21 protein-coding genes, 1 tRNA gene and 1 other RNA gene are annotated in these 25,443 nt (G+C 47.7%); 3 read left to right on the top strand and 20 right to left on the bottom strand.

The annotated features are described in order from the left end of the window. Positions 1–331: 331 nt before the first annotated feature. The 9 genes from AC50Y5_RS21275 to AC50Y5_RS21235 form a co-directional block, all read right to left on the bottom strand. Positions 332–2,020 (bottom strand): S-layer homology domain-containing protein, encoded by a 1,689-nt coding sequence (locus AC50Y5_RS21275; protein WP_494863569.1) that lies wholly within the window; start codon positions 2,018–2,020, stop codon positions 332–334. Positions 2,021–2,128: 108 nt separating this feature from the next. Next, entirely contained in the window at positions 2,129–3,085 is a 957-nt protein-coding gene (locus AC50Y5_RS21270) for a 5'-nucleotidase (protein ID WP_494863568.1), read from the bottom strand. Positions 3,086–3,584: 499 nt separating this feature from the next. After that, the gene (locus AC50Y5_RS21265) at positions 3,585–4,679 is read right to left on the bottom strand and encodes an endonuclease NucS domain-containing protein (RefSeq protein ID WP_494863567.1); all 1,095 of its coding nucleotides are present in this window, start codon (positions 4,677–4,679) and stop codon (positions 3,585–3,587) included. Between the two features lie 307 nt (positions 4,680–4,986). Next, positions 4,987–5,352, bottom strand: a transfer-messenger RNA (tmRNA) gene (ssrA, locus tag AC50Y5_RS21260). Between the two features lie 210 nt (positions 5,353–5,562). Then, positions 5,563–6,042: an SsrA-binding protein SmpB gene (gene smpB, locus AC50Y5_RS21255; RefSeq protein WP_056032466.1), complete on the bottom strand. Its 480-nt coding sequence runs from the start codon at positions 6,040–6,042 to the stop codon at positions 5,563–5,565. Between the two features lie 192 nt (positions 6,043–6,234). Next, positions 6,235–6,435 (bottom strand): cold-shock protein, encoded by a 201-nt coding sequence (locus AC50Y5_RS21250; RefSeq protein ID WP_028609190.1) that lies wholly within the window; start codon positions 6,433–6,435, stop codon positions 6,235–6,237. 274 nt (positions 6,436–6,709) lie between these two features. Then, complete coding sequence (gene rnr / locus AC50Y5_RS21245) at positions 6,710–9,886, bottom strand: ribonuclease R (protein WP_494863565.1); 3,177 nt, start codon at positions 9,884–9,886, stop codon at positions 6,710–6,712. 174 nt (positions 9,887–10,060) lie between these two features. Then, the gene (secG, locus tag AC50Y5_RS21240) at positions 10,061–10,297 is read right to left on the bottom strand and encodes a preprotein translocase subunit SecG (protein ID WP_046234099.1); all 237 of its coding nucleotides are present in this window, start codon (positions 10,295–10,297) and stop codon (positions 10,061–10,063) included. 110 nt (positions 10,298–10,407) lie between these two features. Then, complete coding sequence (locus AC50Y5_RS21235) at positions 10,408–11,193, bottom strand: sugar phosphate isomerase/epimerase family protein (RefSeq protein WP_494863563.1); 786 nt, start codon at positions 11,191–11,193, stop codon at positions 10,408–10,410. A gap of 119 nt (positions 11,194–11,312) precedes the next feature. Here AC50Y5_RS21235 and AC50Y5_RS21230 point away from each other — a divergent pair, with 119 nt between their 5' ends. Further along, positions 11,313–11,663 carry a hypothetical protein gene (locus AC50Y5_RS21230; protein WP_494863561.1) on the top strand — a complete coding sequence of 117 codons (351 nt, stop codon included), beginning with the start codon at positions 11,313–11,315 and terminating at the stop codon, positions 11,661–11,663. 284 nt (positions 11,664–11,947) lie between these two features. On the opposite strand, the gene eno is transcribed toward AC50Y5_RS21230, so the two are convergent. The 6 genes from eno to AC50Y5_RS21200 form a co-directional block, all read right to left on the bottom strand. Continuing rightward, positions 11,948–13,240 carry a phosphopyruvate hydratase gene (gene eno, locus AC50Y5_RS21225; protein ID WP_046234101.1) on the bottom strand — a complete coding sequence of 431 codons (1,293 nt, stop codon included), beginning with the start codon at positions 13,238–13,240 and terminating at the stop codon, positions 11,948–11,950. Between the two features lie 33 nt (positions 13,241–13,273). Next, positions 13,274–14,806 (bottom strand): 2,3-bisphosphoglycerate-independent phosphoglycerate mutase, encoded by a 1,533-nt coding sequence (gene gpmI / locus AC50Y5_RS21220; RefSeq protein ID WP_056032479.1) that lies wholly within the window; start codon positions 14,804–14,806, stop codon positions 13,274–13,276. Between the two features lies 1 nt (position 14,807). Continuing rightward, a complete protein-coding gene (gene tpiA / locus AC50Y5_RS21215; protein ID WP_494863560.1) occupies positions 14,808–15,563 on the bottom strand; it encodes a triose-phosphate isomerase in 756 nt (251 codons plus the stop codon). Between the two features lie 30 nt (positions 15,564–15,593). Beyond that, the gene (locus AC50Y5_RS21210; RefSeq protein ID WP_056032485.1) at positions 15,594–16,775 is read right to left on the bottom strand and encodes a phosphoglycerate kinase; all 1,182 of its coding nucleotides are present in this window, start codon (positions 16,773–16,775) and stop codon (positions 15,594–15,596) included. A 297-nt stretch (positions 16,776–17,072) separates the two neighbouring features. Continuing rightward, positions 17,073–18,077 (bottom strand): type I glyceraldehyde-3-phosphate dehydrogenase, encoded by a 1,005-nt coding sequence (gene gap, locus AC50Y5_RS21205; protein WP_099517684.1) that lies wholly within the window; start codon positions 18,075–18,077, stop codon positions 17,073–17,075. 307 nt (positions 18,078–18,384) lie between these two features. After that, entirely contained in the window at positions 18,385–19,422 is a 1,038-nt protein-coding gene (locus tag AC50Y5_RS21200; RefSeq protein ID WP_056032491.1) for a sugar-binding transcriptional regulator, read from the bottom strand. A 251-nt stretch (positions 19,423–19,673) separates the two neighbouring features. Here AC50Y5_RS21200 and AC50Y5_RS21195 point away from each other — a divergent pair. Both AC50Y5_RS21195 and clpP read left to right on the top strand, forming a co-directional pair. Beyond that, positions 19,674–19,745 (top strand) — tRNA-Arg (locus AC50Y5_RS21195). Positions 19,746–19,974: 229 nt separating this feature from the next. Further along, positions 19,975–20,556 carry an ATP-dependent Clp endopeptidase proteolytic subunit ClpP gene (gene clpP / locus AC50Y5_RS21190; RefSeq protein ID WP_056032494.1) on the top strand — a complete coding sequence of 194 codons (582 nt, stop codon included), beginning with the start codon at positions 19,975–19,977 and terminating at the stop codon, positions 20,554–20,556. A 174-nt stretch (positions 20,557–20,730) separates the two neighbouring features. Here the strand turns inward: clpP and AC50Y5_RS21185 are convergent, their stop codons facing one another. The 5 genes from AC50Y5_RS21185 to AC50Y5_RS21165 form a co-directional block, all read right to left on the bottom strand. Next, the gene (locus AC50Y5_RS21185; RefSeq protein ID WP_046234108.1) at positions 20,731–21,000 is read right to left on the bottom strand and encodes an HPr family phosphocarrier protein; all 270 of its coding nucleotides are present in this window, start codon (positions 20,998–21,000) and stop codon (positions 20,731–20,733) included. Between the two features lie 97 nt (positions 21,001–21,097). Beyond that, positions 21,098–22,027 (bottom strand): DNA-binding protein WhiA, encoded by a 930-nt coding sequence (gene whiA / locus AC50Y5_RS21180; protein WP_056032497.1) that lies wholly within the window; start codon positions 22,025–22,027, stop codon positions 21,098–21,100. Between the two features lie 6 nt (positions 22,028–22,033). Continuing rightward, on the bottom strand, positions 22,034–23,020 hold the full coding sequence (locus AC50Y5_RS21175) for a gluconeogenesis factor YvcK family protein (RefSeq protein ID WP_056032501.1): 987 nt from the start codon (positions 23,018–23,020) through the stop codon (positions 22,034–22,036). A 12-nt stretch (positions 23,021–23,032) separates the two neighbouring features. Continuing rightward, complete coding sequence (gene rapZ / locus AC50Y5_RS21170) at positions 23,033–23,920, bottom strand: RNase adapter RapZ (RefSeq protein ID WP_056032504.1); 888 nt, start codon at positions 23,918–23,920, stop codon at positions 23,033–23,035. A 54-nt stretch (positions 23,921–23,974) separates the two neighbouring features. After that, positions 23,975–24,925, bottom strand: coding sequence for an ROK family glucokinase (locus tag AC50Y5_RS21165; RefSeq protein WP_056032507.1), 951 nt, complete (start codon positions 24,923–24,925; stop codon positions 23,975–23,977). Positions 24,926–25,443: the final 518 nt, after the last annotated feature.

Below are 25,443 nucleotides of genomic sequence, written 5' to 3'. Positions count from 1 at the left end.
CTCTTCCCGATGAAGTTGACTGTACCGGCGAAGGGCTTCTGATGAATCAGCAAACGTATCGATTACAACGACTTCCTCAATGTAACGATGACCTCTTTCTGAGTGAGCCTTGTAAGCCTCCAAGAAACTTCAATATATATATTCATTGCAGCATAATTAAAATTCAGAAGAATAGAGACCTCAGCGAACCCCTGTACGAAGATCACGCCACACAGACATCTACGGGTGTAGTCACGATTTTGATGTCACCTTCGGAAAGCCTCCCCACTCTAGACCTTGGTAGTCTTCAGCACACCCTAGGTGCAGTTATAACCGTGTATCACGATGCAGTTTAGGTAACTTGACCTGAAATTTGACCGTACAATCGAACGATTGTAATTACGCTCATCTCTCTTGTATAATGGGCCTTTGGACTAAAATTATTATTCCCTGTGCCTTTCATGATTTCATTTGTTGTGCAAAAATAAACTGATTCTTCCGCCCAAGCAGAAATTTGATTATGATCGGTGAAGGATTTATTGGAATCTACCCTAATCTCGCTGTCTATTCCGATAAATTTTGACGTTTTCATTAAAATAAGTGACGCTTGTTCTCTGGTTATAAGACCATTCGGATTAAACCTACCATCTCCAACTCCGGTAATTATACCGAATGCAGCGATATTTAAAATGTTATTGTCGTCTGTATCATTAAAGGGTTCTGCCAATTTCAAGCCTTTCTCATTCATGATTGTATCTAATTCCTTGCCTGTTGTTGTTTCTATTAATGGGACAATTAAGGATATAAATTCTCCTCGTGTTATATTTTTCTCATATCCAGATTGCATCGACAAAGGTAATAGTTTATTTTTAATCGCAAAAGATACATCGTCTTTGGCCCAAACCGACGGAAAGGAAGCCGTCGTATAAGGGATTGCGACGTTATCCATTATCTGAATAGGTGTAGGATGAGGATCGTAATCGAATGTGTCAAGAGCTAATTCTCCCACACCATTAGATCCAGAGCCCATCAGGTTGCCATCGGATTTTAATGCGAACGTAAAAGCCGCTTTTGCCGTAATATCTATGACATCATCAAGAACTTTTTGAGGTGTATAACGCGACTCTGTTGAGCCATCCCCTAACTGTCCTTCTTGATTACCGCCCCAGGTCCATAGACTATGATCCTTTTTAATGACAGCTATGTGATTGCGTCCATCGACCTTTATAACATCACTCATAATCTTAACAGGTGTAAACTGTGCCTTCACTATACTTTGACTTCCATCAGCATAGGGCTTAAACGCCCACGTCTCTCCTTTACCTGTAAATAGGAGACCATCTTCATTCTTGCCCCAACCCCAAAGGGTGCTGTCCTTCTTAATTGCAAATGCGTTACTGCCAATCCCGTGAACGCTTTTTACATCCATCATTATTTTAACTGGTGCGATTATATCAACCTCTTGCGTCTTAATTCCTAATCCGCCAGAATAGTTATCTCCCCATCCCCAGAGTGAGTCATCCTCTTTCAAAGCATAATAACAATTAAGATTAGCACTGATTTGTTTTACTCCAGACATAACTTGTTTGAAACTCTTGTTGTCTGCATAGGCAGGCTTCACCCATACGGTTCCGTCTGTTTTCAGTACTAACACTTTACTGTACGAAGCAGTAGCTTCTCGAACCCCCTCCATTACTTTAATGGGTTTTGTAACGCCTTGGTCGTTTTCATCACTTTGTATAGACCATAGACTGTGATCTGATTTAATGGCAAAACTACTCCACCAATTTCCATATACGGCTATGACATCATCCATTAATTTGGATTTGCTTGCTCGTTGAGGAGATTGATCACCTCTAGAATCATTAAATGTGCCCTTTCCCCAATACCACAGACTCCCATCTTTCTGGATTGCAATTACACGTCCGTTCGCACTAGCAATCGTATCGCCGAATTTTCTTTCAGCTGCTAATACATTAGAAGGAACTAAAGAGAAAAATAGCGCCATAGTAACAAGATATGCCAATAATCCTTTTTTCATAGTTGGTACCTACTCCTCCGAAAGAAACTTGATCCATAGGACAGACCGTATTAATTAGAAATAAGCCACCAATGCTGTGCAAAAACACAATTCGCCGCTGTGTATTAGTTAGGATGTTTTTGGGGGTGGTGTCAACGATTTAACCTTATTAGCAACCCCAAAAGGAACATGCGCAGTTGGAGAAACACTCGATACTCCCTCAATATGACCTACCTGATCGTCGAAAAAGATATGTGGACGAAATACCTTTAATACTCTCCCCTTCTCTATTCCGCCAAGGAAGAAAGCTTCATCGACCAGTATACCAAGAGTTCTTAGTGTCGTTACTACGCGTTCATGTGCTGGTGCATTTCTAGCAGTTACTATAGCTATTCGAATACGTGGGGAATAAACATTATCCTTCTGCTTCTTTTTCCATTCACGTCGCTGAAGAACGGCTATTTCACCAAAAAATTTAAAAAGCGGTCCGGGCGGCAGGGCTTCACTTGCCTTTTGTCTCTCATTCTCATGAAAGCCTTCCATTCCAAGAGCCTGATAAATCCCTTCCGCTGAATCGTCTGCAATGATACCATCAAAGTCAAACGCAATCCGAAGCTCCAACTCTTTCTCATCATCAACAAATTCAGTAGGAAACACCTGGGCGGCTGGCAAGCCCATTTCGATGGCAGATCGCACATCGTTAGGATCTGCCGAAAGAAATAATGAAGCGTTAAATGCATTCATGTAAATGAAAGGATTCGATCCTGCAACGAATGCAGCACGCGATATGGTAAGTCCATAATGTTGAATAGATTTGAAAACACGAAGACCCGTATCGGGATCATTCCTCGACAATAGCACGACCTCAACCGGTTGGTCGGTCGGATCATCACCATTGATCATGAGTAAACGTTTGATCAATGGAAAAGCAACTCCCGGTTCTAGCACATCCTGTTCATGATCATGTTGATATTGGCGATATTCTTCCTCTCCCTTTTCCTTAAATACCTTGTCAGACTCCTTCAAGTTGAAAAGGGCACTCGAAGCGACAGCTACTACAAACTTTTCTTCAATTGGAAAAGGCATGTTCTCCCCCTTACTGTTAAATGTGAGATAGTAAATTCCAGTGAGGAAAAGCCAGTCCTTTCCCGTTGATTATTATCTCATATAATATTACATTATTGATTCGACAATATCTTCCACATTCCTCCACTTATAAACAAAAAAGTACCTACCAGCGTCGCATTGACGTAAGTCAGGTACTTCTTTAGCCACAAACACGTTGGCCCCTATCCAGTATAATTAGTTGTGGTTTTACAAGGACAAGGGTTCACAAGAGCGAGGGAATCTGAACCCCTGCCCGAAGATCACGCCACAATGGCTTCTACGGGTGTCGTCACGAATTTGATGTTACCCGAGTATCGACCTGTAACCGGCTATACGTTGGGTCAGCCTGATTATCTTCTTCAGCACACCCCAAGCGGAGATGTGACAGCGTATCCCACTACTTATTAGCCCCTAATTTTATCACATGGGCGATGCAATGCAGGTTAGAATCACGCACACGGGTTATTTTGTTTTTATTTTATTGTATTTGCCAAATGCCTTTTAAACGGTTAATGGTATGAACCCATTTGGAAGCACGCGGCTTACAAACGGTGTTTTGGTTTCCGAAAAATCCAATCTCAGATATAGCTTTATTTGCAGGCAGAGCCTCTATCCAGTTCACTTTCACAATGAACTCGGCCCTATCATCGTCATACAGGAAGTCTTGAAAGTAATTTGCATTATTACTAAGCTGATATATATTTTGTTCCTCTCCATTTTCTTGGAAGAAAACTTCATCTGCCTTTTTAGCTGTATCCGTAACACTTCCAACACCAACATAACCAATACCAGGAATGTTAACCCAAACACGGTCTCCAATAGACAACTGATTAAGTGTACGTGAGTACCACTCCCCGCCGCCGCCTGAGATAAATCCGTATTTTAAAGCATCAGGCCAACTACGATTTATTCCATCACCGAAAGAAACATAATACTCTCCGTTCCAAGGCTCCTTATCTTTAACTACGATAGATGCATTGTCTAAGGTTTCTTGTGGGTCAATCATCCATGCACGGCTTATATATTTAGTAGAATCCTCTTCAAAAACAGTAAAGAAGATGACGTTTATCGGTATTAAAGAATCACTTAGATACTCCACTATTCTTTCTGTGCTTGAATCCAATTCAGTTGCTACAATAACGATCTGATGGGAGTGATTAATACTTTCTTCTTCGAGGTTAATCTTAAATTTATCATAATATTCCTCCTCTAAACTATTTTGTTTTTGAGAGTATCTAGCTATATAAGTCTCATATATTGCAGATATTTGACTTACTGACAAGTTTTTAACCCATGATGCATAGTCCAGGCCCTGTGCCACAACTTCTCGACTTGTCTTATGTTTTTTTAATTCAATAATAATTATAGAGCCGCTATTATCAATTGCTAATAAATCAATGTATGTATTAAACTCGGTCATGACTTGTCTTCCGATGATCAGCCAATTGTCATCCAGTATAGCTGGGTTTGATTGAATGATATTTTCAAGTTCGATTTCCAAATCTAACGTAATATTCTTTACTTGTCTGACCTCATCACCAGCAACTCTCCATATTCCATGCTTGATAGCCATTATACTCATCTCATTTCGTTTTAAAATTCAACTAATATCATTATAACTCTACTATTAGCTCTAAGCCCGAGTGTTATTAGACAGTACCGAACAAACCATAACGGTTTAAATTCAAAAAGCATCCGATTCTTATGACTAGCTTATCATTGATTATACAAGTCTTTTCTTGAGCTATACATTGAGAAAGCGATTGTATTATCACCTTTTCCCTTCATCATACCAGGTGGAAAAACTTATTACCTTAAATTGCACTTTGATTCCAAGCAAACAAAAACGGACACCGAATGGTGTCCGTCACTGGTACTACATATGGAGGCGAGGGGAGTCGAACCCCTGTCCGAAGATCACGCCACACAGGCATCTACGGGTGTAGTCACGATTTTGATGTCACCCAGGAGGACGCCTCGTAACCGGCTTCTTCCAAGGTCAGCCTGATTGTCTTCTTCAGCTCACCCCAGGCGGAGATGAGACAGCGTATCCCACTACTTGTTAGCCCCTAGTCTAGTCACATGGGCGATGCTAGGTAGGAGCACGCTCACAGTTTCTTAGGCTGCGAAAGCGTAGTTTGTTTGTTGTTTGCCATTTAATAGGCTTTAGCGTTGATGAAGTGGACGCGTCCCCACTACCCGCAACCCGCGCTCGTCCTATCCCCGTCGAATCCAAGAACGCCCCCGAGTTGGCATAAATGACTCATCCTTGCCAGCTCATAAGAGCCGCAACCAGATCATCATTTAGCTAAGAACTTGCTTCGTTACTTTGTTAGTATAACACGATTCAAGGAATAATCCCTAAAATGTTATTGGTACTGTTAGTAAAATTCAACACGCTTTCCTTGAAAATCTACAGACGCTCAACTTTGCGCTTGCACTCAGGATCTTCGCGCTTAACGTATAATCTTCTGCTTCTCGCGCAGCGCACGCTGAATATCACGCTGGGCATCACGCTTTGCCGCGGAATCGCGTTTGTCGAACTGCTTCTTACCTTTACCTAGCCCAATTAGAAGCTTCGCGTAACCATTGCGCACGTAAATCTTCAACGGCACAATCGAATAGCCTTCCTGCTTGGATTGGCCGAGCAGCTTGTGAATCTGAGCTTTATGAAGCAGCAGCTTGCGGGCACGCGTCGGATCCGTTGGATTGTGACGATTCCCCTGCTCGAAAGGGCTGATATGCAAGTTGTGGATGAAAATTTCGCCGTTACGTATCGTCGCAAATGCGTCGCTAATATTGGCTCGTCCGTTGCGGAGCGATTTAATTTCCGTCCCCATTAGCACCATTCCCGCTTCATACGTGTCTTCGATGAAATAATCATGGGAAGCTTTTTTATTTTGCGCAAGCTGCTTGCCGTCGTTTTTCTTGCCCATTCTTATCACCTCGACATCATCATTAGCTCCAGAAAATTGAAAAAGCCGCTAGATATATATTGTAGCAATTTTTGAAAATGAAAGCAAGAAAGCAGCTGCCATATTATAAAATATGGTTTGCTCGTCAAAAGCATAAAAAGCCGCTCCGACCTTACGGTCGAAAGCGGCTAAATTTCGCAGTTGATTAAACTACTACAGTTTTACTACGTTTTCAGCTTGTGGTCCGCGGTTGCCTTGAACAACGTTAAATTCTACGCGTTGTCCTTCTTCCAGCGTTTTGAAGCCTTCGCCAGTGATTGCGCTGAAATGTACGAATACATCGTTGCCGCCTTCAACTTCGATGAAGCCAAAGCCTTTCTCAGCGTTAAACCATTTAACTGTACCTTGTTGCATTTGTAAAACCTCCAAAAATAAAATTAATATGCGCCTGTTTCGTTTTGAGAAACAAAAAATTCACACATTGAAAAAGGTCCATGACTGTAATGACACCCTTTTCAATATGTGAATTCAGGTCCATATCATCAATTGCTTTGAGTGTACTATACCCATATTCAAAAAGCAAGCGACAAGCTTAAATAATTTCTAAAGCTTGGCCCGCTGTACCAGCGCTGCTGAGCCTCTGTATGAGGGGCAGCGCTGATGCAAGGGACTTTACAACTATTTTGTTTTATTTACGTTTTTTTCTAACAAAAGCAGCCGTTGAATTGTTGCCTCCGTTTTTCTTCTTGCGCTTCCTCTTAGCCGCATCTCCGCCTGCTCCAGCAGCATCTGGCGAAGCCTGCCCACCAGGGTTGGCGCCGCTGGTTGAGCCTGGCTGCGCCGCCTGGCGCCGCTTGCCGCCTTCAAAACCACGGCCAGCTCCGCCGCTTCGCTCGCCGTCATCGCTGCGACGGCTGCCTCCTCTAATCGGCAGCCCCCACATATCCGTGCGCGGCGCGCCTTCGCCGCCGCGCCCTTCGCCTCGATCCTGCGGCTCCGCCCGCACGATCCGCTGCGTCTGCTCCGCCGGCGCAAAGCTGCCGCCAGCGTCGCCCTTGCGCCCGCGGCGCGGCGCGTTCCCGCCGCCGCTTGCGCCTGGCGCAGCTCCGCGCCCAGCGCCCTTGCGCTGGCGCTTCGCGCCTTGGCCGGCTCCGCCGGCCTGAGCAGCTGAGTTCCACCACAGCTGCTCCTCACCAGCGCCGCTATCCTGGCGCTGGCTCTCTCCTGCCGGACGGCTTAGCGCGTCCGACAACCCCGGCGCGGCGCCATCACCCTCGCGCCGCTGCCCCGCACCAATGTCGTCGCGCTTGCCGCGACGACGCGCCCCGGCAGCAGCACCATCCAGCTGCCACGGGTTCTGCCCATTTCCGGCCAGACCGCTGCTTTGCTGGCCGCCATCTCTTGCTCCTGCTTTACCGCTGTTCCCTGCTCTGCCGCTTTTCCCTGCTCTTCCTCCATGCCCTTCATTCCCGGCTCTGGCGCCTCTCGCTCCATTGCCCGCTTTGGCGCCTTTGCCGCCCTTGCCTTTAAAGCCGCCGTAGCCGCCATTTCCGCCCTTGCTGCCAGCAGCGGTACTGTCGCCCTTCGCTCTAGTGTCGGTGCCCGCACCGCCACCGCTGCTGCGTCCGCCTTTGTTAAAGCCGCCGCTGCGCCCGCGCCCGCCGCGCGATGCGCCGAACCCAGCATCAGCGATGCCTTTAAAACCGCTGCGAGGCTTCATATCGACCATTTCAAAATCAATCGTATGGTCATTCATATTCACATTGCCAATGCGGATTTTCACCTCATCGCCAATCCGGTACACCTTGGAAGTACGTTCGCCGATAAGCACCATATGCTGCTCTTGGAAGTGGTAATAATCATCCGTCAGATCGCTCAGACGAATAAGCCCTTCCACCGTATTATCCAGCTCGACAAACATCCCGAAGCTGGTTACGCTGCTGATAATGCCATCGAATTCCTCGCCTATTTTATCAAGCATGAATTCGCATTTTTTCATCTGCTCGGTGTCACGCTCGGCATCAGCTGCTACCCGCTCACGCTCAGATGAATGCTGCGCGATATCCGGCATGCGTGCAGTCAGCGCCTCATTGCGCTTCTCGCTGAGCGCTCCGCCGCCCTCCAGCACCTCGCGAATGACGCGGTGGATAACCAAATCCGGATACCGGCGAATAGGCGAAGTAAAGTGCGAATAAAATTCCGCTGCCAGCCCAAAATGTCCCAAGCTTTGCGCATCATATTTCGCCTGCTTCATCGAGCGAAGCATAACGGTGGAAATAACCGTCTCTTCCTTCGCGCCTTTAATTTCCTCCAACAGCATTTGCAGCGCACGCGGATGGACCGAGTTGCCTTTGCCCTTCACCACATAACCGAAGTTCGCAGCAAACTGCATGAAATGCATCAGCTTCTCCTGATCCGGGTCTTCATGAATCCGGTATAGGAAAGGAACGCGCAGCCAGTGGAAATGCTCGGCAACCGTCTCGTTCGCCACAAGCATAAATTCCTCAATGATCTGCTCCGCGATGGAACGATCCCTTTTCACAATATCGACTGCCTTGCCCTGCTCATCAACGATGACCTTCGACTCCTGAAAGTCAAAATCAATCGCGCCCCGCTTCATCCGCTGCTTGCGAAGCTTCATCGCCAGCTGCTCCATCAGCGTGAACATATCCAGCAAATCAGCGTAGCGCTCCTTCAGTTCGGTTTGCGGCTCCTCTTCGGTTGCCGTCAGCAGCTTGCGAACGTTCGTATACGTCATGCGCTCCTTCGTACGAATAACACTCGTAAACACATCATGGCGCACGCGTTTCAGCGTCTTGGCATCAAACTCCATCTCGCAGGAAAGCGTCAGCCGATCTACTTGCGGATTAAGCGAGCAAATGCCATTCGACAAGCGATGAGGCAGCATCGGAATGACGCGGTCCACCAAATAAACGCTGCAGCCTCTGCGGAAAGCTTCTTGATCGAGCTCGGAGTTTTCACGCACATAATAGCCGACGTCTGCGATATGGACGCCCAACAAATAATTGCCGTTGTCCAGCACCTTTACATGGACGGCGTCATCCAGATCCTTAGCATCCTCGCCATCAATCGTTACGATGACCTCATTGCGCAGGTCACGACGGCCCTGCTCTACAATTTCTTCCTCGGTAATCGAATCAGGAGCCGCTTCCGCCTCTGCATCCACCTCTTCCGGAAAGCCTTCCGGCAGCTGATGCTTGCGGATAATCGACAAAATATCGATGCCTGGATCATCCTTATGGCCAAGGATTTCAATAATTTCGCCTTGTGCCGCTGAACGGCCTTCTGGATAGGTAACGATGCGCACGACAACCTTTTGACCGGATACAGCGCCTTTAAATTCATTTTTCGCGATGAAAATGTCGCGGTTAATCCGTTTGTCATCCGGCACAACAAAGGCATACACTTCATGGCTTTCGAAAGTGCCGACCACCTGTGTAACCGCTCTCTGCACAATGCGGACTACCTCGCCCTCCAGGCGGCCTCCAGCTTGGCTCTTGGACGTCACGCGCGCAAGGACAATATCGCCGTTCATCGCGCTGAGCTGATCATTGGCGTGAATATAAATGTCAGGATGCTCTTTGTCGTCAGGAAGCAGAAATGCGAAGCCTTTCGCATGCACCTGCAATTTTCCGCGCAGCAAATTCATCCGTTCCGGAACGCCATAACGGTCATTGCTCGTACGGAGGATTTTTCCGCTATCCTCCAGATGGGTAAGCAGCTGCAAAAAAGCTTTGAAATCAGCAGCCTCCATCACGCCAAAATGCTGCTCCAGCTCCTGATAAGTCATCGGTTTATAAGCGGTCTCCCGCATAAAATCAAGCAATTCCTGCTCTTGTGTCATTAGTTTCCTCGTCACCTCATATACCGGAGGCCATTCTATCAGCACTTGCAACCGGTTGATAGATTATCATATACCAATTAGTATACACGAAATTACCCAATCGCATCCGCGAAACAACGAAAAAACAAAAAAAGTGGAGGAAGCTCCCCCACTTTTTGCATTCAATACAGATTATTACTGTTGTACGACGTAAGCAACAACGAGCGACAGGACGAAAAATCCAACAGCCAGTGCAATCGTCAAACGCTGCAGGAACAAGTCCAAACCACGCGCTTTCTGCTTGCCGAACAAATGCTCAGCGCCACCACTAATGGCTCCGGACAATCCCGCGCTTTTACCTTTTTGCAGCAATACGACCGCAATTAGGCCAACCGAAAAAATAACCAGTAAAATTTTCAAAGCTATATCCATTCAATCCACCTCCAGCATAGGAGCTCCATTAAAACATATAAAATGATTGTATCACAGCGATTTACTGAAAACAATACTTTGCTGTTTAACCCTAACATTTCCTGTTACGGCTATCCCTTGGCTGGCTGCGGTCCTTGCATGAGCCTTTGCATAAAATGAAAGCTCATCTCTGCGCTTTTCAGTGACGTTTCCGTAAACTGCTGCTGCTCAATAATGATATATTTTACTCCCGAATGTTTTACCACCTCATACAGCTCGGTGTAGCCGACATCTCCTCTCCCGAGCTCCGTATCCTTGCGTCCCTCCTGAAAATCTTTAAAATGGACGAGCGGCAGCCGATCCGAATAATACTTCACGTATTCAGCCGGGTCATAACCCGCCATATAAATCCACCCCAAATCCAGCTCCGCCTCTAACAAATCCGCAGGCACAAGCTCCAGCAGGTGCACATACAGCGGCTTGCCTTCAACCTTTTTCCAATCCGCATCATGGTTATGCAGGCATAGCTTTATGCCCTGCTGCTTCGTTTGCCAAGCACATCGCTCCAAAATTTCTGCCAAATATTTAATATCGTCCATTTTCGGCACCTCTGGCACAGGAACCCAAGGCACGACCATGTATTTCAGCCCAATCTCATTTGCATATTCAACCTGCTTCTCGAAGTCTGATGGAATTTTTTTTATATTTTCAAAATTAAGCGGGATGTGCGCGGAAGGCGCAATGAGCCCCAGTGAATCCAAACGCTCTTTCAACCTTCTTGCCGGCGCGTGAAAATAACCCCCGAATTCGACCGCTTTATAGCCGATTTCAGCTACCTTGTCCAGAGACCCCAGTAGGTCGCTTTCTGTAATGTCCCGCAGCGAATACATTTGCAGACTCAGCACTTGTTTATCCATAAAATAACACCTCCTTTTCTGCTCAAATCCAGCAACCATTTGCAAAACAGGCTCGTCATTAGAGGTGACCAAAACAAGCAAAGGCTTCGCACACTACTTATGCAAAGGGGGATACTGCTTTGTTTATCATCATTTGTTTGGCCGGGATTATCCTAACCATGATTGTTCTCAAAAAAGCGGGCGCCTTATACATTTACTCCAAAGGCGTGTTCATTTCCGTCATTGTTACGCTTATAGCTGCAATTGGTCTTTCACAAAATTATTTATACAGTCTGATTCCCTCGTTCGAGGACGGTATTGCCGTTTCTAATTTTATTGCCTATTGGATTATTGGCGATGACGGCTGGTCGGTGAGGCTGTTTCAGCAGTATTCGGAAGGGTCGATAGTGCTGGCTATTTGTTTGCTGGTTATCTACATTATTGTGCATAGTGTGGAGTTGGCTGTTGGTCGTAAGACGGTACGGCGATAGTGGAAGGCTGATGAACAGGATCTGCGCTGCGTAAAAGGGTTGGGATTCGATCGCTGTTGCCTGCGAATGCTACGCTTCTCCACCCCAACCCTTTTTCTCCACTTGCCTTTTCAACAGCCTTCCACACCCTTTTTACATACCAAAAATCCCTGCTCCACAATATTTGTGGGCAGGGATTTTTTAGTGCATAAGTGCATAAAAGCTTATTCGCATTGATACTTGCTCATTTAGAGAAGACCAGAGTACTGGACAATCAAACTGAACAAGCTGTCATTTGTTTAAGCTTATTTGAAGTTTTTGAGGTTGTAGAATGCGGATTTACCAGCGTATTGAGCTGTAGCACCCAGTTGGTCTTCGATACGAAGCAATTGGTTGTACTTCGCTACGCGGTCCGTACGGGACGGAGCACCTGTTTTGATTTGGCCAGCGTTAGTTGCAACTGCGATGTCAGCGATTGTGCTGTCTTCGCTTTCGCCGGAACGGTGAGAGATAACCGCTGTGTAACCAGCGCGTTTCGCCATTTCGATTGCGTCGAATGTTTCAGTAAGGGAACCGATTTGGTTAACTTTAACCAGGATCGAGTTGCCCACGCCTTTGTCGATACCATCGGACAGACGCTCAGTGTTTGTAACGAACAGGTCATCACCAACGAGTTGAACTTTGTCGCCCAATTTTTCAGTAAGCAATTTCCAGCCATCCCAATCGTCTTCGGAGCAGCCGTCTTCGATTGTGATGATTGGGTATTTATCAACCCATGAAGCAAGCAGGTCAACGAATTCAGCAGGCGTGAAGGATTTGCCTTCGCCTTCCAGGTGGTATTTGCCATCTTTGAAGAATTCAGTCGAAGCTACGTCCATACCGAGGAATACGTCAACGCCTGGCTTGTAGCCTGCGCTCTCGATAGCGGAAATGATTGTAGTGATTGCTTCTTCGTTCGAACCAAGGTTAGGAGCAAAGCCGCCTTCGTCGCCTACAGCTGTGTTCAGGCCTTTGTTTTTCAGAACCGATTTCAGGCTGTGGAAAATTTCAGCGCCGATACGAAGAGCTTCTTTGAACGTTGGAGCGCCAACTGGCAGAACCATGAACTCTTGTACGTCGATGTTGTTGTCCGCGTGCTCGCCGCCGTTGATGATGTTCATCATTGGAACTGGCAGAACTTTAGCGTTGAATCCGCCCAGGTAAGTGTACAGGGATACGTTCAGTGCATCAGCAGCAGCGCGAGCTACAGCCATCGATACAGCAAGAATCGCATTAGCACCCAGCTTAGCTTTGTTCGGCGTACCGTCAAGCTCGATCATTTTGCGGTCGATAGCTACTTGATCAAGAGCGTCCAGACCAATGATTTCAGGAGCGATAATCGTGTTAACGTTATCTACTGCTTTTTCTACGCCTTTACCAAGGTAACGGCCTTTGTCGCCATCACGAAGCTCAACAGCTTCGTATGCGCCAGTGGATGCGCCGGATGGAACGATAGCGCGGCCTTGGCCACCGGACTCTAGGGATACTTCTACTTCTACTGTTGGATTACCGCGGGAATCCAATACTTCGCGTGCATATACGTCAACGATAATAGACATGTTTGAACACTCCTCTTAGTTTAATGATAGTTGCTACTTCTGAATCAGGGAAATGCCCGTCATTTCTGCCGGCTTGGAAAGCTGCATCAAATCAAGCACCGTCGGTGCAAGGTCTGCCAAAATTCCGCCTTCACGCAGCGTTGCTCCAGCAACCGTCACAATGCATGGCACCGGGTTGGTTGTGTGCGCTGTGAAAGGACGTCCATTTGCATCAAATACCATATCGGCATTACCATGGTCAGCTGTAATAATACATACGCCGCCTTTAGCAAGCACAGCTTCAACGACTTGGCCCAAGCATGCATCCGTTGCTTCCACCGCTTTGATTGTCGGCTCCAGCATGCCGGAGTGACCTACCATATCGGGATTGGCAAAATTCAAAATAATCGCATCATGCTTATCTGCTTCAATCTCGCTGACTGCAGCTGCCGCTACCTCATAAGCGCTCATTTCTGGTTGCAGATCATAAGTCGCTACTTTAGGCGAATTAATCAGAACGCGAGTCTCGCCCGGCAGTTCATGATCGCGGCCGCCGCTGAAGAAGAACGTAACATGCGGATACTTTTCCGTTTCCGCAATGCGAAGCTGCTTCTTGCCGTTTTGCACAAGCACTTCACCAAGCGTATTATCAAGGTTTTTCGGCGAATAAGCGACAAAGCCGCCAATCGTTTCGCTGAACAGCGTCAAGCATACGAAATACAGATTTTTTGGAGCATGCTCCCCACGTTCAAAACCGCGGAAATCTTCATTCGTAAATACTTGTCCCAGTTGAATCGCACGGTCAGGCCGGAAATTGAAGAAAATAACTGCATCCTCCGACTCGACAAGACCAACCGGTTTGCCATCTTCGCCCACGATAACCGTTGGCATAACAAATTCATCATAAACGGATTTCTCGTACGATTCAACTATCGCCTTGAGCGGATCGTTATATTGCGGGCCTTCGCCATACACCATAGCGCGGTAAGACTTCTCTACCCGCTCCCAGCGTTTGTCGCGGTCCATCGCGTAATAACGTCCTTGCACCGTTGCAACATGGCCTACGCCAACCTCTTCGATCTTCGCGAGAAGCTGCTCCATGTAGCCTTTTGCGCTATCCGGGGCAACGTCGCGGCCATCAAGGAATGCATGGATATAAACATCTTCTAGGCCTTCCTTCTTCGCCAGGTCAAGCAGAGCAAACAAATGCGCAATGTGGCTGTGTACGCCGCCATCGGACAGCAGGCCGTACAGGTGAAGCTTCTTGCTATTTGCTTTTGCATGACGCACAGCGCCGAGCAGCGTTTCGTTGTCGAAAAACTCGCCATCGCGGATCGACTTGCTGATGCGAGTCAAATCCTGATAAACGATGCGGCCTGCGCCGATGTTCAAATGGCCAACCTCGGAGTTGCCCATTTGTCCATCTGGCAAGCCTACCGCTTCACCGCTCGCTGTCAGCTGCGTATGAGGGTAAGTCGACCAGTAACGGTCGTAGTTAGGCTTTTTCGCTTGGGCAACTGCATTGCCTGTCACGTCATCGCGCAGACCAAAGCCGTCAAGTATAATTAATGCAACTGGAGCAGCCATCTTACTTGGCCCCCTCGATCAGTGCGATATAGGAAGCAGGCTCAAGGCTAGCTCCGCCTACAAGCGCGCCGTCGATATCTTGCTGACCCATATATTCAGCAACATTGTTAGGTTTGACGCTGCCGCCGTATTGGATACGAACCGCTGCTGCTGTAGCATCGTCATAAAGACCTGCAATTACGCTGCGGATATAACCGATAACGTCTTGTGCATCTTCAGAAGTTGAAGATTTGCCAGTGCCAATCGCCCAGATAGGCTCATAAGCAACAACGACTTCAGCTGCTTGAGCTGCGGACAAGCCTTGGAATGCCGCTACCGTTTGCACGTTGCAAACATTTTTTGTTTCGCCAGCTTCGCGCTCTTCAAGCTTCTCGCCTACACATACGATAGGAGTCAGATCATGCTTGAATGCTGCATGTACTTTTTTGCTAACGATTTCGTCTGTCTCAGCAAAATAAGCACGACGCTCGGAGTGGCCGATAATGACATATTTTACGCCCAGGTCTTTCAGCATCACGCCGCTGATTTCACCTGTGAATGCGCCATTGTCTTCGAAGTGAAGATTTTGAGCGCCAATCGCGATCGTTGTTCCTTTAGCTGCTTCAACAAGGGAAGGAAGTGCTGTAAATGGCGCGCAGATCACGCTCTCTACGCCATCAACCTCTGCTTTGCCTTTCACATCTGCGAAGAAGGAAGCCGCTTCAGAAACCGTTTTGAACATTTTCCAGTTGCCTGCAATAATTGGTTTTCTGCTCATATATATACCCTCCTGTACTGTATGGGTTGCTTATTTATCGTTAAGTGCTTCAACGCCCGGCAAAATTTTGCCTTCCATGAATTCCAGGGAAGCGCCGCCGCCAGTGGAAATGTGGTCCATTTTATCAGCCAGACCGAATTTCTCAGCCGCTGCAGCCGAATCGCCGCCACCGATAACGGTGTAGCCAGCTGTTTCTGCACATGCTTTCGCTACTGCTTGTGTACCATGGGAGAAAGGCTCGATTTCGAATACGCCCATTGGTCCGTTCCAAACAACCAGCTTGGAGTTTTTAATCGCTTCTGCGTAGATTTCACGCGTCTTAGGACCGATGTCAATGCCTTCCCACTCAGCTGGAATGCCGTCAACGTCAACGATTTGCGTGTTGGCGTTTTTGCTGAAATCATCAGCTACAACGATATCAACTGGAATGAGGAAGTTTTTGCCCAGCTTTTTCGCTTTCTCGATGAACTCAAGCGCCAGATCAAGCTTGGAGTTGTCTACGAGCGACTTGCCGATTTCATGGCCTTGTGCTTTGAAGAATGTGTAGGACAAGCCGCCACCGATAATAATGTTGTCGGCAATTTCGATCATTTTGTTGATAACGTCGATTTTATCCTTAACCTTCGAACCGCCTACGATAGCTGTGAAAGGACGCTCAGGGTTGTTCAGCGCTTTGCCAAGAACATCAAGCTCTCTCTCCATCAATAGACCGGAAACAGCCGGCAGGTGGTGCGCAATGCCTTCAGTCGAAGCGTGAGCACGGTGTGCAGCTCCGAAAGCATCATTTACGTAAAGATCAGCAAGCTCAGCGAAAGCTTTCGCCAGCTCAGGATCGTTTTTCTCTTCGCCCGCATGGAAACGAACGTTTTCAAGCAGCAATACATCGCCAGCGTTCAAAGCCGCGATTTGCGCTTTAACATTTTCACCGATCGACTCATCCGCTTTTACTACCGGTTTGCCAAGCAGCTCGGACAGGCGCGCTGCCGATGCTGTGTGGCGAAGCTCTTCTACAACTTCACCGTTCGGGCGGCCCAAGTGGCTTGCCAAAATAACTTTCGCGCCTTTTTCGATCAAGAAGTTAATCGTAGGAAGCGTCTCACGGATACGCTTGTCATCGGTAATTTTACCATCTTCGAGCGGCACATTGAAATCGACGCGTACGAATACCCGTTTGCCTGCTACTTCTACGTCACGAACACTTTTTTTAGCCATGAATGTAACCTCCTGATATTAGCGTGCAAAGCTTAACACTTTCTATATTCAAACAAAAAGAAGCGTTCCCTCTTTATTAAAAGAAGGAACGCTCCCTCTTGGCCCGCGGCCAGAAGGCTCGCGAACCTGAAGCTGCGCTTCGTCATGAAGACAAAATCGCGCCCCTGTTAAGGTTTCGCTTGAATCGCATACGATGCCCCGGGAGCGCCGCGGATTAAGCGTATCCCAAGGGCCAGTGCAATACCGGCCTGGGACGTAAAGCGTTCCATGTAATTGTGGGGGATATTTCCCTTGTTCTTACAGACCTTTGCTTGCGATATAAGCAGCGAGATCAACTACGCGGTTCGAGTAGCCCCACTCGTTGTCGTACCAAGAAACAACTTTAACCATGTTGCCTTCAACAACCATAGTCGACAGACCATCGATTGTGGAAGAAGCTGGATCGTGGTTGTAGTCGCTCGATACAAGCGGCAATTCATTGTAGTTCAAGATGCCTTTAAGAGCGCCGTCAGCAGCTTCTTTCAAAGCAGCGTTAACTTCTTCAACTGTAACGTTAACTTTCAATTCAGCTACCAGGTCAGTAACGGAAACGTTAGGTGTAGGAACACGCATAGCCATACCGTTCAGTTTGCCTTTCAGCTCAGGAAGTACAAGGGATACCGCTTTAGCAGCACCAGTCGATGAAGGAATGATGTTCTCAGCAGCTGCACGAGCACGACGAAGGTCTTTGTGCGGTACATCCAGAACGGATTGGTCATTTGTGTACGAGTGGATCGTTGTCATCATGCCTTTAACGATGCCGAATTTATCGTTCAATACTTTTGCAAACGGAGCAAGACAGTTCGTTGTGCAAGAAGCGTTGGAGATGATTGTGTGGGAAGCTGCATCGTATTTGTCTTCGTTAACGCCGATAACGATAGTAATGTCTTCGTTAGTAGCAGGAGCGGAGATGATAACTTTTTTAGCGCCGCCTTTAAGGTGAAGCTCAGCTTTTTCTTTAGCTGTGAAAATACCAGTGGATTCAACAACGATTTCAGCGCCTACAGAAGCCCAAGCCAGGTTCTCAGGGTTGCGCTCAGCGAAAACTTTGATTTCGCGGCCGTTAACTACGATCGCGCCTTCTTTAGCTTCAACTGTAGCATCAAGAGTACCGTGAGTTGTATCATATTTCAAAAGGTGAGCCAGTGTAGCTGTGTCTGTCAAATCGTTTACTGCTACGATTTCAACATCAGCGTTGTTCAGAGCTGCGCGGAATACGTTACGACCAATACGACCAAAACCGTTAATACCTACTTTAACCATTGTTGTTTCCTCCTAGAGTGTTTTGGGATAAAAAATATATTTCAAGACATTTCGCATGCCGGATGCCATTGTCTCGCCCGGCGCGCGAAGCATCAAGATCACTTGCCAAGCAAAAACGACTTTGTCGTCCTTCTAGGACGAGCGAAGAGCTTTGCCCTAGAATTCTAAGCGGATATAAGGATAAAACTTATAAATTCTTAGAATTCAAGCGTAAACGGCCGAAAGCCGTCCTCTGGCGGTAAAGCTGCCGTTTCGCGGTGAAATATAAGTCCTATTTATAAGCTGCAACTTATAAATTCTTATATTTTTATGGAGCTGAGCCTTCAATAATCGCAATGATTTCTAATGCGGCAGCCTCATCGGTAACTAACACATCATTGTGTCCAAAACGCATAACTGCAGCGATCGCTTCACCTTTGCTTTTGCCTCCGGCTACTCCGATAACTACTTCAGTCTTCACAATATCCTCGAGCCGTAGTCCTACCGTCGGCATCTTGTGAACCACTTGCCCGCTGCGATCAAAATAAAAACCGTATGCTTCAGCAAGCGCTCCTTCAGCTTCAATACCCTGCATCGTCGCCTCATCAAGCTTCCTGCGCCGAGCCATCACCATAGCGTCTCCGATGCCGTGCACGACAATACGCGCCCTGCGGATCACTTCTATAATGTCCTGGATATTCGGTTCCTGCATAATGGGAGCATAAGCTTCCTCGCCAAGATGATCAGGAACGTGAAGCAGCCGATAGTTGGCACCTGTCCGCTTCGCCATGGTGGAAGCAATCGTATTCGCCTGATAATCGACGCTTTCGCCAAGTCCGCCTCTTGCAGGCACGAACCAATTGGTTTTAAGCGGCGCCACAGCCGAAAGCTGATTGGCTACCTGAGCAGTCGTCGTACCGCCTGTAACGGCAATGACGTCGCCTTGCTCCATCGCTTTGCGCAGTACCTGCCCTCCTGCTCTGCCGAGTTCCCGCTTCGTCTGCGCGGATACATCAGAATCGCCGGCCACAACAACAACTTGGCTCAGCCCGAAATAACTTCTGATCTTCTCCTCAAGCTCCGATAAGCCGAAAATCGTCTGCACAAAAGGCTCAAACTGTTCAAGCAGTTCTTTGCCAGGTTCACTGATTCTCATGCCTGAAGCATGAATTTCAAGCAAGCCCTGCGACTTTAGAAAGTCCGTTTCTGCTCGCAGCACCCTCTCCGTCATACCGAGCGTTGTCGCAAGCGTTCTGCGGCCGATGAGATCAGAGAGCATAACCTGGTGCAGTATCCTGTAGCGCTTCCTCATCACGTCGAGCAAATCTGGCAGAAGCTGCTGCTGCAATTCAATCATTTGGCGCATCTTCTAATTATTCACTCCACCCGTACTAAGTTAAGCGAAACCGATACTCATGCATTGCGGTGGACACGAAACGTCCCATGCTTTCGTTTTAAGTCCCACCTCTATTTTACCGAACTTGATCTAACATTTCAAGTCAACAATTTCATATGAAACCGTTTACTGACACGATTTTATCAAATTTATTTTTAATAGCTGGCTTGATTTCTATTCACATTTAACATATACTAAATCTTGCTGTTACTTTTATACATGCGCCCGTGGTCCAATGGATATGACGTAGGCCTCCGGAGCCTGAGATCTAGGTTCGATTCCTAGCGGGCGCGTTCTGATTTGCCAATAACGACATACAACAAGCAATCGTGTTTATGAAGCCTAGTATGTGGCCACCCTGATGAAAGGGTGGTTTTTTTATATCGTTTTTTAGCTGCAAAAAGGCATGCGATAGAGAAAAATCTGATTTGTCTGACTATCTTTGACTTTTAACGTTTCATCCGCTATTATGATGTTACGGCAATATCAATCTTGTTATTTTTCGGAGGAGGTTTACAGGATATGAATTTCGTCCCTATGGTTATTGAGCAAACTAATCGCGGAGAGCGCTCCTACGACATCTATTCCCGGTTATTGAAGGACCGTATTATCTTCTTGGGCTCGGGCGTCAATGACGTTGTAGCCAACTCCATCATCGCACAGATGCTGTTTCTGACAGCTGATGACCCTGAGAAAGACATCTCCCTTTACATTAACAGCCCTGGCGGTTCCATCACCTCGGGTATGGCTATCTATGATACGATGCAATACATCAAGCCTGACGTATCCACCATTTGTGTAGGTATGGCAGCATCGATGGGCGCTTTCCTGCTTGCAGCAGGCGCCAAAGGCAAGCGTTACGCGCTTCCGAACAGCGAGGTTATGATTCACCAGCCGCTGGGCGGCGCTGAAGGCCAGGCGAGCGATATCGAAATTCGCGCACGCCGCATTATCAAAATGCGCGACCACTTGAATGGCATCCTGTCCGAGCGCACAGGCCAACCGCTTGAGCGCGTGGAGAAAGATACCGATCGCGACTATTTCATGAGCGCAGCAGAAGCTTGCGAGTACGGTCTCGTTGACAAGGTTATTGAAAAAATCTAATTGCCCCGCATTATTGTGGACGCATAACAAAAGAACCCCGGTTCAGGCGAACCGGGGTTCTTTTGTTATGGACTTTTTTTAACCAAAAAACCGCCCCGGATCATTCAGATCCAGAAGGCGGCATGGCCAAATAATAGGGTTATGAGCAAGCGAATCCCTGCTGCATAGGGCTTCTTATTGGTTCTCCAGCTCTTCCTTGCTTACCAATGCAGCTAAAGCGTTTACAGCCTGTTCTGCGTCCGAACCTTCCGCACTTATGAAAACTTCAGTGCCCGAACTGATTGCCAAGCTCATAATTCCCATAATCGATTTGGCATTCACTTTCTTGTCGTCTTTCTCGACGAATACTTCAGATGAAAATTTATTAGCTTCTTGTACGAATAATGCTGCAGGTCTTGCATGAAGACCCGTCTTTAGTCGAACGACAACCGGAAGCCTTGTCATGGAAACCATACCCCCTATATCTTATTCATTCCTTAATTATGCCGATAATTTTAAACTCATTGTATCATTATACCATCGGAAACAAGAAGTTAAAAGTTTAGCCATTGCGTATTTTTTCAGCAAGCTCGTCAATTTTGCGAAGACGATGGTTTACGCCCGACTTGCTTACTGACCCTTTCAGCAGTTCGCCAACTTCCTTCAAGTTCAGATCGGGGTGCTGCAGGCGAATTTCAGCGACTTCCCTGAGCTTATCCGGCAAGTTATCAAGGCCCAGCTCGCGGTCCAGCAGTTTAATATTATCAATCTGCCGCACGGACGCGCCAATGGTCTTGTTCAGGTTCGCCGTCTCGCAATTGACGATGCGATTGACGGAATTGCGCATGTCGCGCATAATCCTTACATCCTCGAATTTGAACAGCGCCTGATGAGCACCGATAATGTTCAGCAGCTCAATAATTTTCTCGCCTTCCTTAATGTAAAAAATAAAGCCTTTCTTCCGTTCAATGCAGCGGGCATTCAGCTCGAACTTATTGGCAAGCTCCACTAATGAGGCGCAATACTCCTCATACATCGAAGAAATTTCCAAATGGTACGAGGAACCCTCAGGGTTATTCACTGAACCTCCAGCAAGGAAAGCCCCGCGCAAATAAGAACGCTTGCAGCAAGACTTCTTGATCATCGCTTTATCGATTCCGGAGTTGAACACGAAACCTTCCGATACGATATGAAGCTTGCTCAATATAGATTGTACCATTGTTGGAATACGTACGATATACACATTGTTCTTTTTCAGCCGCATTTTTTTCCGAACCAACAGCTCGGTGTGTACCTCAAAGTGCTTTTTGACCAGAGAATAAATACGACGGGCTATGGCAGCATTTTCTGTTGAGATGTCCAAAATGACTTTGCGGCTGGATAAGCTGACAGAACCATTCATCCGAATGAGTGCGGAAAGCTCTGCAAGCTCACAGCAGGAATCTGCTTCAATAAGCGTAAGTTCCTTTTTCGTTTGTGCCGCAAACGACATGGTTTGTCACCTCTTTCTAATCATCCAGTTTTCCACTAGCTTATAAATATGATGGCTTAGACGCTCGGCATCATGCCTTAGAAACGTCTGGAATAAAACAAAACGATCCGCAATAACCTCGCAGCCCTTGCTGCGAATAGCTTCTAAATCAATAGCGACGGGCTTTGCGCCCATCTCTGCATATTTGGCTTCCACTTGCGGTGAAATTTCACCATTGTTCACAATGACATAATCAAATAATTGAAGGCCGATATGGGCCTCAATCGCATTCATATGATCCGATACCGTATAATTGTCCGTCTCGCCCGGCTGCGTCATCACATTGCACACAAACAGCTTGACGGCGCAAGATTCCGTAATTGCTTGGGCAAGCATGGGAACAATCAAATTCGGCATAATGCTCGTGTACAAGCTTCCAGGCCCAATAAGAATGGCATCTGCTTGCTCGATCGCCTTAACCGCTTCCGGCAGCGCGTGTGCCTTCTCCGAATCAATGAATACACGCTTGATCGCTTGACCCGCCTTTGGAATCATCGACTCGCCAATGACGATCGAGCCATCGGCCATTTCTGCCTTGAGCACGATAGCCTGGGCTGCCGCAGGCAAAACACGCCCGCGCACCGCCAGCACCCTGCTCAGCTCGCGTACGCCCGTCACAAAATCGCCTGTGATGTCAGCCATAGCAGCCAGCATTAAATTGCCGAGACTATGCCCGGCAAGCCCCGTGCCTGAATTGAATCGGTATTGCAGCACCTCTGCAAGCAGCGGCTCCGTATCGGCGAGCGCCATCAGCACATTGCGAACATCGCCCGGAGGCGGAATTTGCAGCTCATTGCGCAGCACGCCGGAGCTGCCCCCATCATCCGCAACGGTGACGATGGCTGTAATATCCATGGGCTTTTCCTTCAGCCCGCGCAGCATAACGGATAATCCTGTGCCTCCGCCAATGACTACGATCTTGGGAGGCGCTCCTATTTTGTGCCTGTTCTGCATACATTCCCTCCGTTAATGCCTGTCGCGGTCGGAATCGCGATGGCTGACGCGTACCCGTTCCGTATCGCTGCTTCCCAGCACACGGCCCAAGTATTCCGAAATCGCCACCGAGCGATGTTTTCCTCCGGTACAGCCAATGCCGATAACGACCTGGCTCTTCCCTTCCTTATGATAAAGCGGAAGGAGGAACTGGAGCATATCAACCAGTTTAGCCAGAAACGCCTGCGTTTCCGGCCATTTCATCACATATTCATAAACCTCTGGCGTCTGGCCGGTATTTGGGCGCAGATGCTCAATATAATGAGGATTAGGCAAAAAACGCACATCATAAATTAAATCCGCATCAATCGGAATGCCATATTTAAAGCCGAAAGAAATGACATTGACCGACAAGCTATTTTGCTCCAAATTCGTAAACCTGGAAATAATCCGTTCTTTCAGCTGTGCGGGCTTGATACTGCTGGTGTCAATGACCAGCGATGCAGACCCCTTCAAATCCTCCAGCATTCTGCGCTCCAGCTTGATGCCGTCCAGCGGCAAGCCATCGGGCACAAGCGGGTGGCGGCGGCGGCTCTCCTTATAACGTTGAACGAGCACGCCGTCCGTCGCATCCAGGAACAGTATCTCACAGCTTATGGTAGAATGGTCTTTAATATAACTTAAAGACTCCGCTAAAGCTGTAAAAAACTCCCTGCCGCGCAAGTCAATAACTAAGGCAACCTTGCCGATCTTCCCGTTTGATTGCTCAATCAGCTCTGCAAACTTAGGGATAAGCACCGGGGGCAAATTATCGACGCAGAAGAAGCCAAGATCCTCTAGACTTTGTACAGCAATCGTTTTGCCCGCGCCTGACATCCCTGTAATAATAACAAGCTTCGCTAGTGCCGCTGCCGTCTCCATCTTCTTCTCCTCCTCACAAGCGGGGAAATTGTCCCTGTTATCCTATGTTTATCGCTACGAGCGCAAAATCAATCCCGCTGCGCCAACGACACCTGCATTGTTGCCGAGCGTAGCAGGGATGATTTTCACGCCATCCTGCGCTTCTTTCTGTGTATACTTCTCGAATACTTCGCGAATTTGCTCGAACAGAAACTCGCCGGCTTTGGACACGCCGCCGCCAATAATGAAGCATTCCGGATTCAGCACGACGGCCATCAGCGCCATCGAGCGTCCCAAATAATACGCCGCACGGCTTACAATGCGCATAGCTACTTCATCTCCAGCTTTTGCTGCATCGATAACGTCCTTCGCCATAATGTCTGTCACTTGAGCAAGCGTCGTACGGTCGCCGCGCTCCACAGCATCCTTCGCCATACGGATAATGCCCGTTGCGGAAGAAACCGTTTCGAGGCAGCCCATCTTGCCGCAGCCGCACTGAATCGCTTCGAGATCCGGCACAATTGCAATATGTCCAAGCTCGCCAGCCATGCCGGCGAAGCCTTCGACGATTTTGCCGCCGATAATAATACCGCCGCCCACACCTGTACCAAGCGTGTAGCATACGCAGTGGTCGATGCCTTTGCCCGCGCCAGCCCAAGCCTCGCCCAGCGCTGCCACGTTTGCATCATTGTTTACAAGCACTTTAGTTGCCAGCTTGGCTTCCAAATAATCTTTCAAATTTACGTCGCGAATCTTCAAATTCGGCGCGAACTTAATATAGCCCGACGGAATGTCCAGGAAACCGGCGATTCCTACGCCTACACCGCCAACCTGCTCCCATTCATAGGAAGATTCAGCGACGATGGCACGCGCATAAGCAGCAATATTTTCAAGGATAGCATCCGTACCTTTATTCGTTTCTGTGGGACCTTCATACGTGTGAAGCAAATCCCCGTTCTCGTTGCACAATCCGACCTTAATTGCCGTTCCGCCAACATCGATTCCAACGTAAATCTTTTGAGACATTTGTAGTCCACCTCATTAATATGTTAATCTTCTCTGTCCACTATAAGCGAAGCTCCTCCCTCTGGTCAAGGCAGGAAGCTCCTTGCTGCCGCTGGATTTGCACGTTGAGTTCACCCCGTATATCCATTAGACTAGGGTCAAGCGTAAACGGCTTTGCCGTCCTTTGGCGGCAAAGCTTCGTTTCGCGATGAAATATAGAGAAAGGATGAGAACATCACATACTTTCCTATATTTCAAGGTGAAACGGCTGTCGCCGTCCTTTGGCGGCGTGGCGCGTTTCATTCCGAGAAATATAGAGAAGGGATGCGAAAACCATATCCTTTCCTATATTTCAAGCGTAAACGGCTGTCGCCGTCCTCTGGCGGCGCAGCGCGTTTCATTCCGAGAAATATAGAGAAGGGATGCGAAAACCATATCCTTTCCTATATTTCAAGCGTAAACGGCTTTGCCGTCCTCTGGCGGCAAAGCTTTCGTTTCGTGATGAAATATAGAGAAAGGATGGGAACATCACATTCTTT

This window comes from Paenibacillus sp. JT22N7, assembly GCF_059383875.1.
Note: the sequence above shows the minus strand (reverse complement) of the source record. Positions and strands in the feature narration are given on the sequence as shown.

Bases quoted from the DNA above. Each gene is read 5' to 3' on its own strand.
- AC50Y5_RS21275 (WP_494863569.1), bottom strand. From the start codon at position 2,020: ATGAAAAAAGGATTATTGGCATATCTTGTTACTATGGCGCTATTTTTC.
- AC50Y5_RS21270 (WP_494863568.1), bottom strand. From the start codon at position 3,085: ATGCCTTTTCCAATTGAAGAAAAGTTTGTAGTAGCTGTCGCTTCGAGT.
- AC50Y5_RS21265 (WP_494863567.1), bottom strand. From the start codon at position 4,679: ATGGCTATCAAGCATGGAATATGGAGAGTTGCTGGTGATGAGGTCAGA.
- smpB (WP_056032466.1), bottom strand. From the start codon at position 6,042: ATGGGCAAGAAAAACGACGGCAAGCAGCTTGCGCAAAATAAAAAAGCT.
- AC50Y5_RS21250 (WP_028609190.1), bottom strand. From the start codon at position 6,435: ATGCAACAAGGTACAGTTAAATGGTTTAACGCTGAGAAAGGCTTTGGC.
- rnr (WP_494863565.1), bottom strand. From the start codon at position 9,886: ATGACACAAGAGCAGGAATTGCTTGATTTTATGCGGGAGACCGCTTAT.
- secG (WP_046234099.1), bottom strand. From the start codon at position 10,297: ATGGATATAGCTTTGAAAATTTTACTGGTTATTTTTTCGGTTGGCCTA.
- AC50Y5_RS21235 (WP_494863563.1), bottom strand. From the start codon at position 11,193: ATGGATAAACAAGTGCTGAGTCTGCAAATGTATTCGCTGCGGGACATT.
- eno (WP_046234101.1), bottom strand. From the start codon at position 13,240: ATGTCTATTATCGTTGACGTATATGCACGCGAAGTATTGGATTCCCGC.
- gpmI (WP_056032479.1), bottom strand. From the start codon at position 14,806: ATGGCTGCTCCAGTTGCATTAATTATACTTGACGGCTTTGGTCTGCGC.
- tpiA (WP_494863560.1), bottom strand. From the start codon at position 15,563: ATGAGCAGAAAACCAATTATTGCAGGCAACTGGAAAATGTTCAAAACG.
- AC50Y5_RS21210 (WP_056032485.1), bottom strand. From the start codon at position 16,775: ATGGCTAAAAAAAGTGTTCGTGACGTAGAAGTAGCAGGCAAACGGGTA.
- gap (WP_099517684.1), bottom strand. From the start codon at position 18,077: ATGGTTAAAGTAGGTATTAACGGTTTTGGTCGTATTGGTCGTAACGTA.
- AC50Y5_RS21200 (WP_056032491.1), bottom strand. From the start codon at position 19,422: ATGCGCCAAATGATTGAATTGCAGCAGCAGCTTCTGCCAGATTTGCTC.
- clpP (WP_056032494.1), top strand. From the start codon at position 19,975: ATGAATTTCGTCCCTATGGTTATTGAGCAAACTAATCGCGGAGAGCGC.
- AC50Y5_RS21185 (WP_046234108.1), bottom strand. From the start codon at position 21,000: ATGACAAGGCTTCCGGTTGTCGTTCGACTAAAGACGGGTCTTCATGCA.
- whiA (WP_056032497.1), bottom strand. From the start codon at position 22,027: ATGTCGTTTGCGGCACAAACGAAAAAGGAACTTACGCTTATTGAAGCA.
- AC50Y5_RS21175 (WP_056032501.1), bottom strand. From the start codon at position 23,020: ATGCAGAACAGGCACAAAATAGGAGCGCCTCCCAAGATCGTAGTCATT.
- rapZ (WP_056032504.1), bottom strand. From the start codon at position 23,920: ATGGAGACGGCAGCGGCACTAGCGAAGCTTGTTATTATTACAGGGATG.
- AC50Y5_RS21165 (WP_056032507.1), bottom strand. From the start codon at position 24,925: ATGTCTCAAAAGATTTACGTTGGAATCGATGTTGGCGGAACGGCAATT.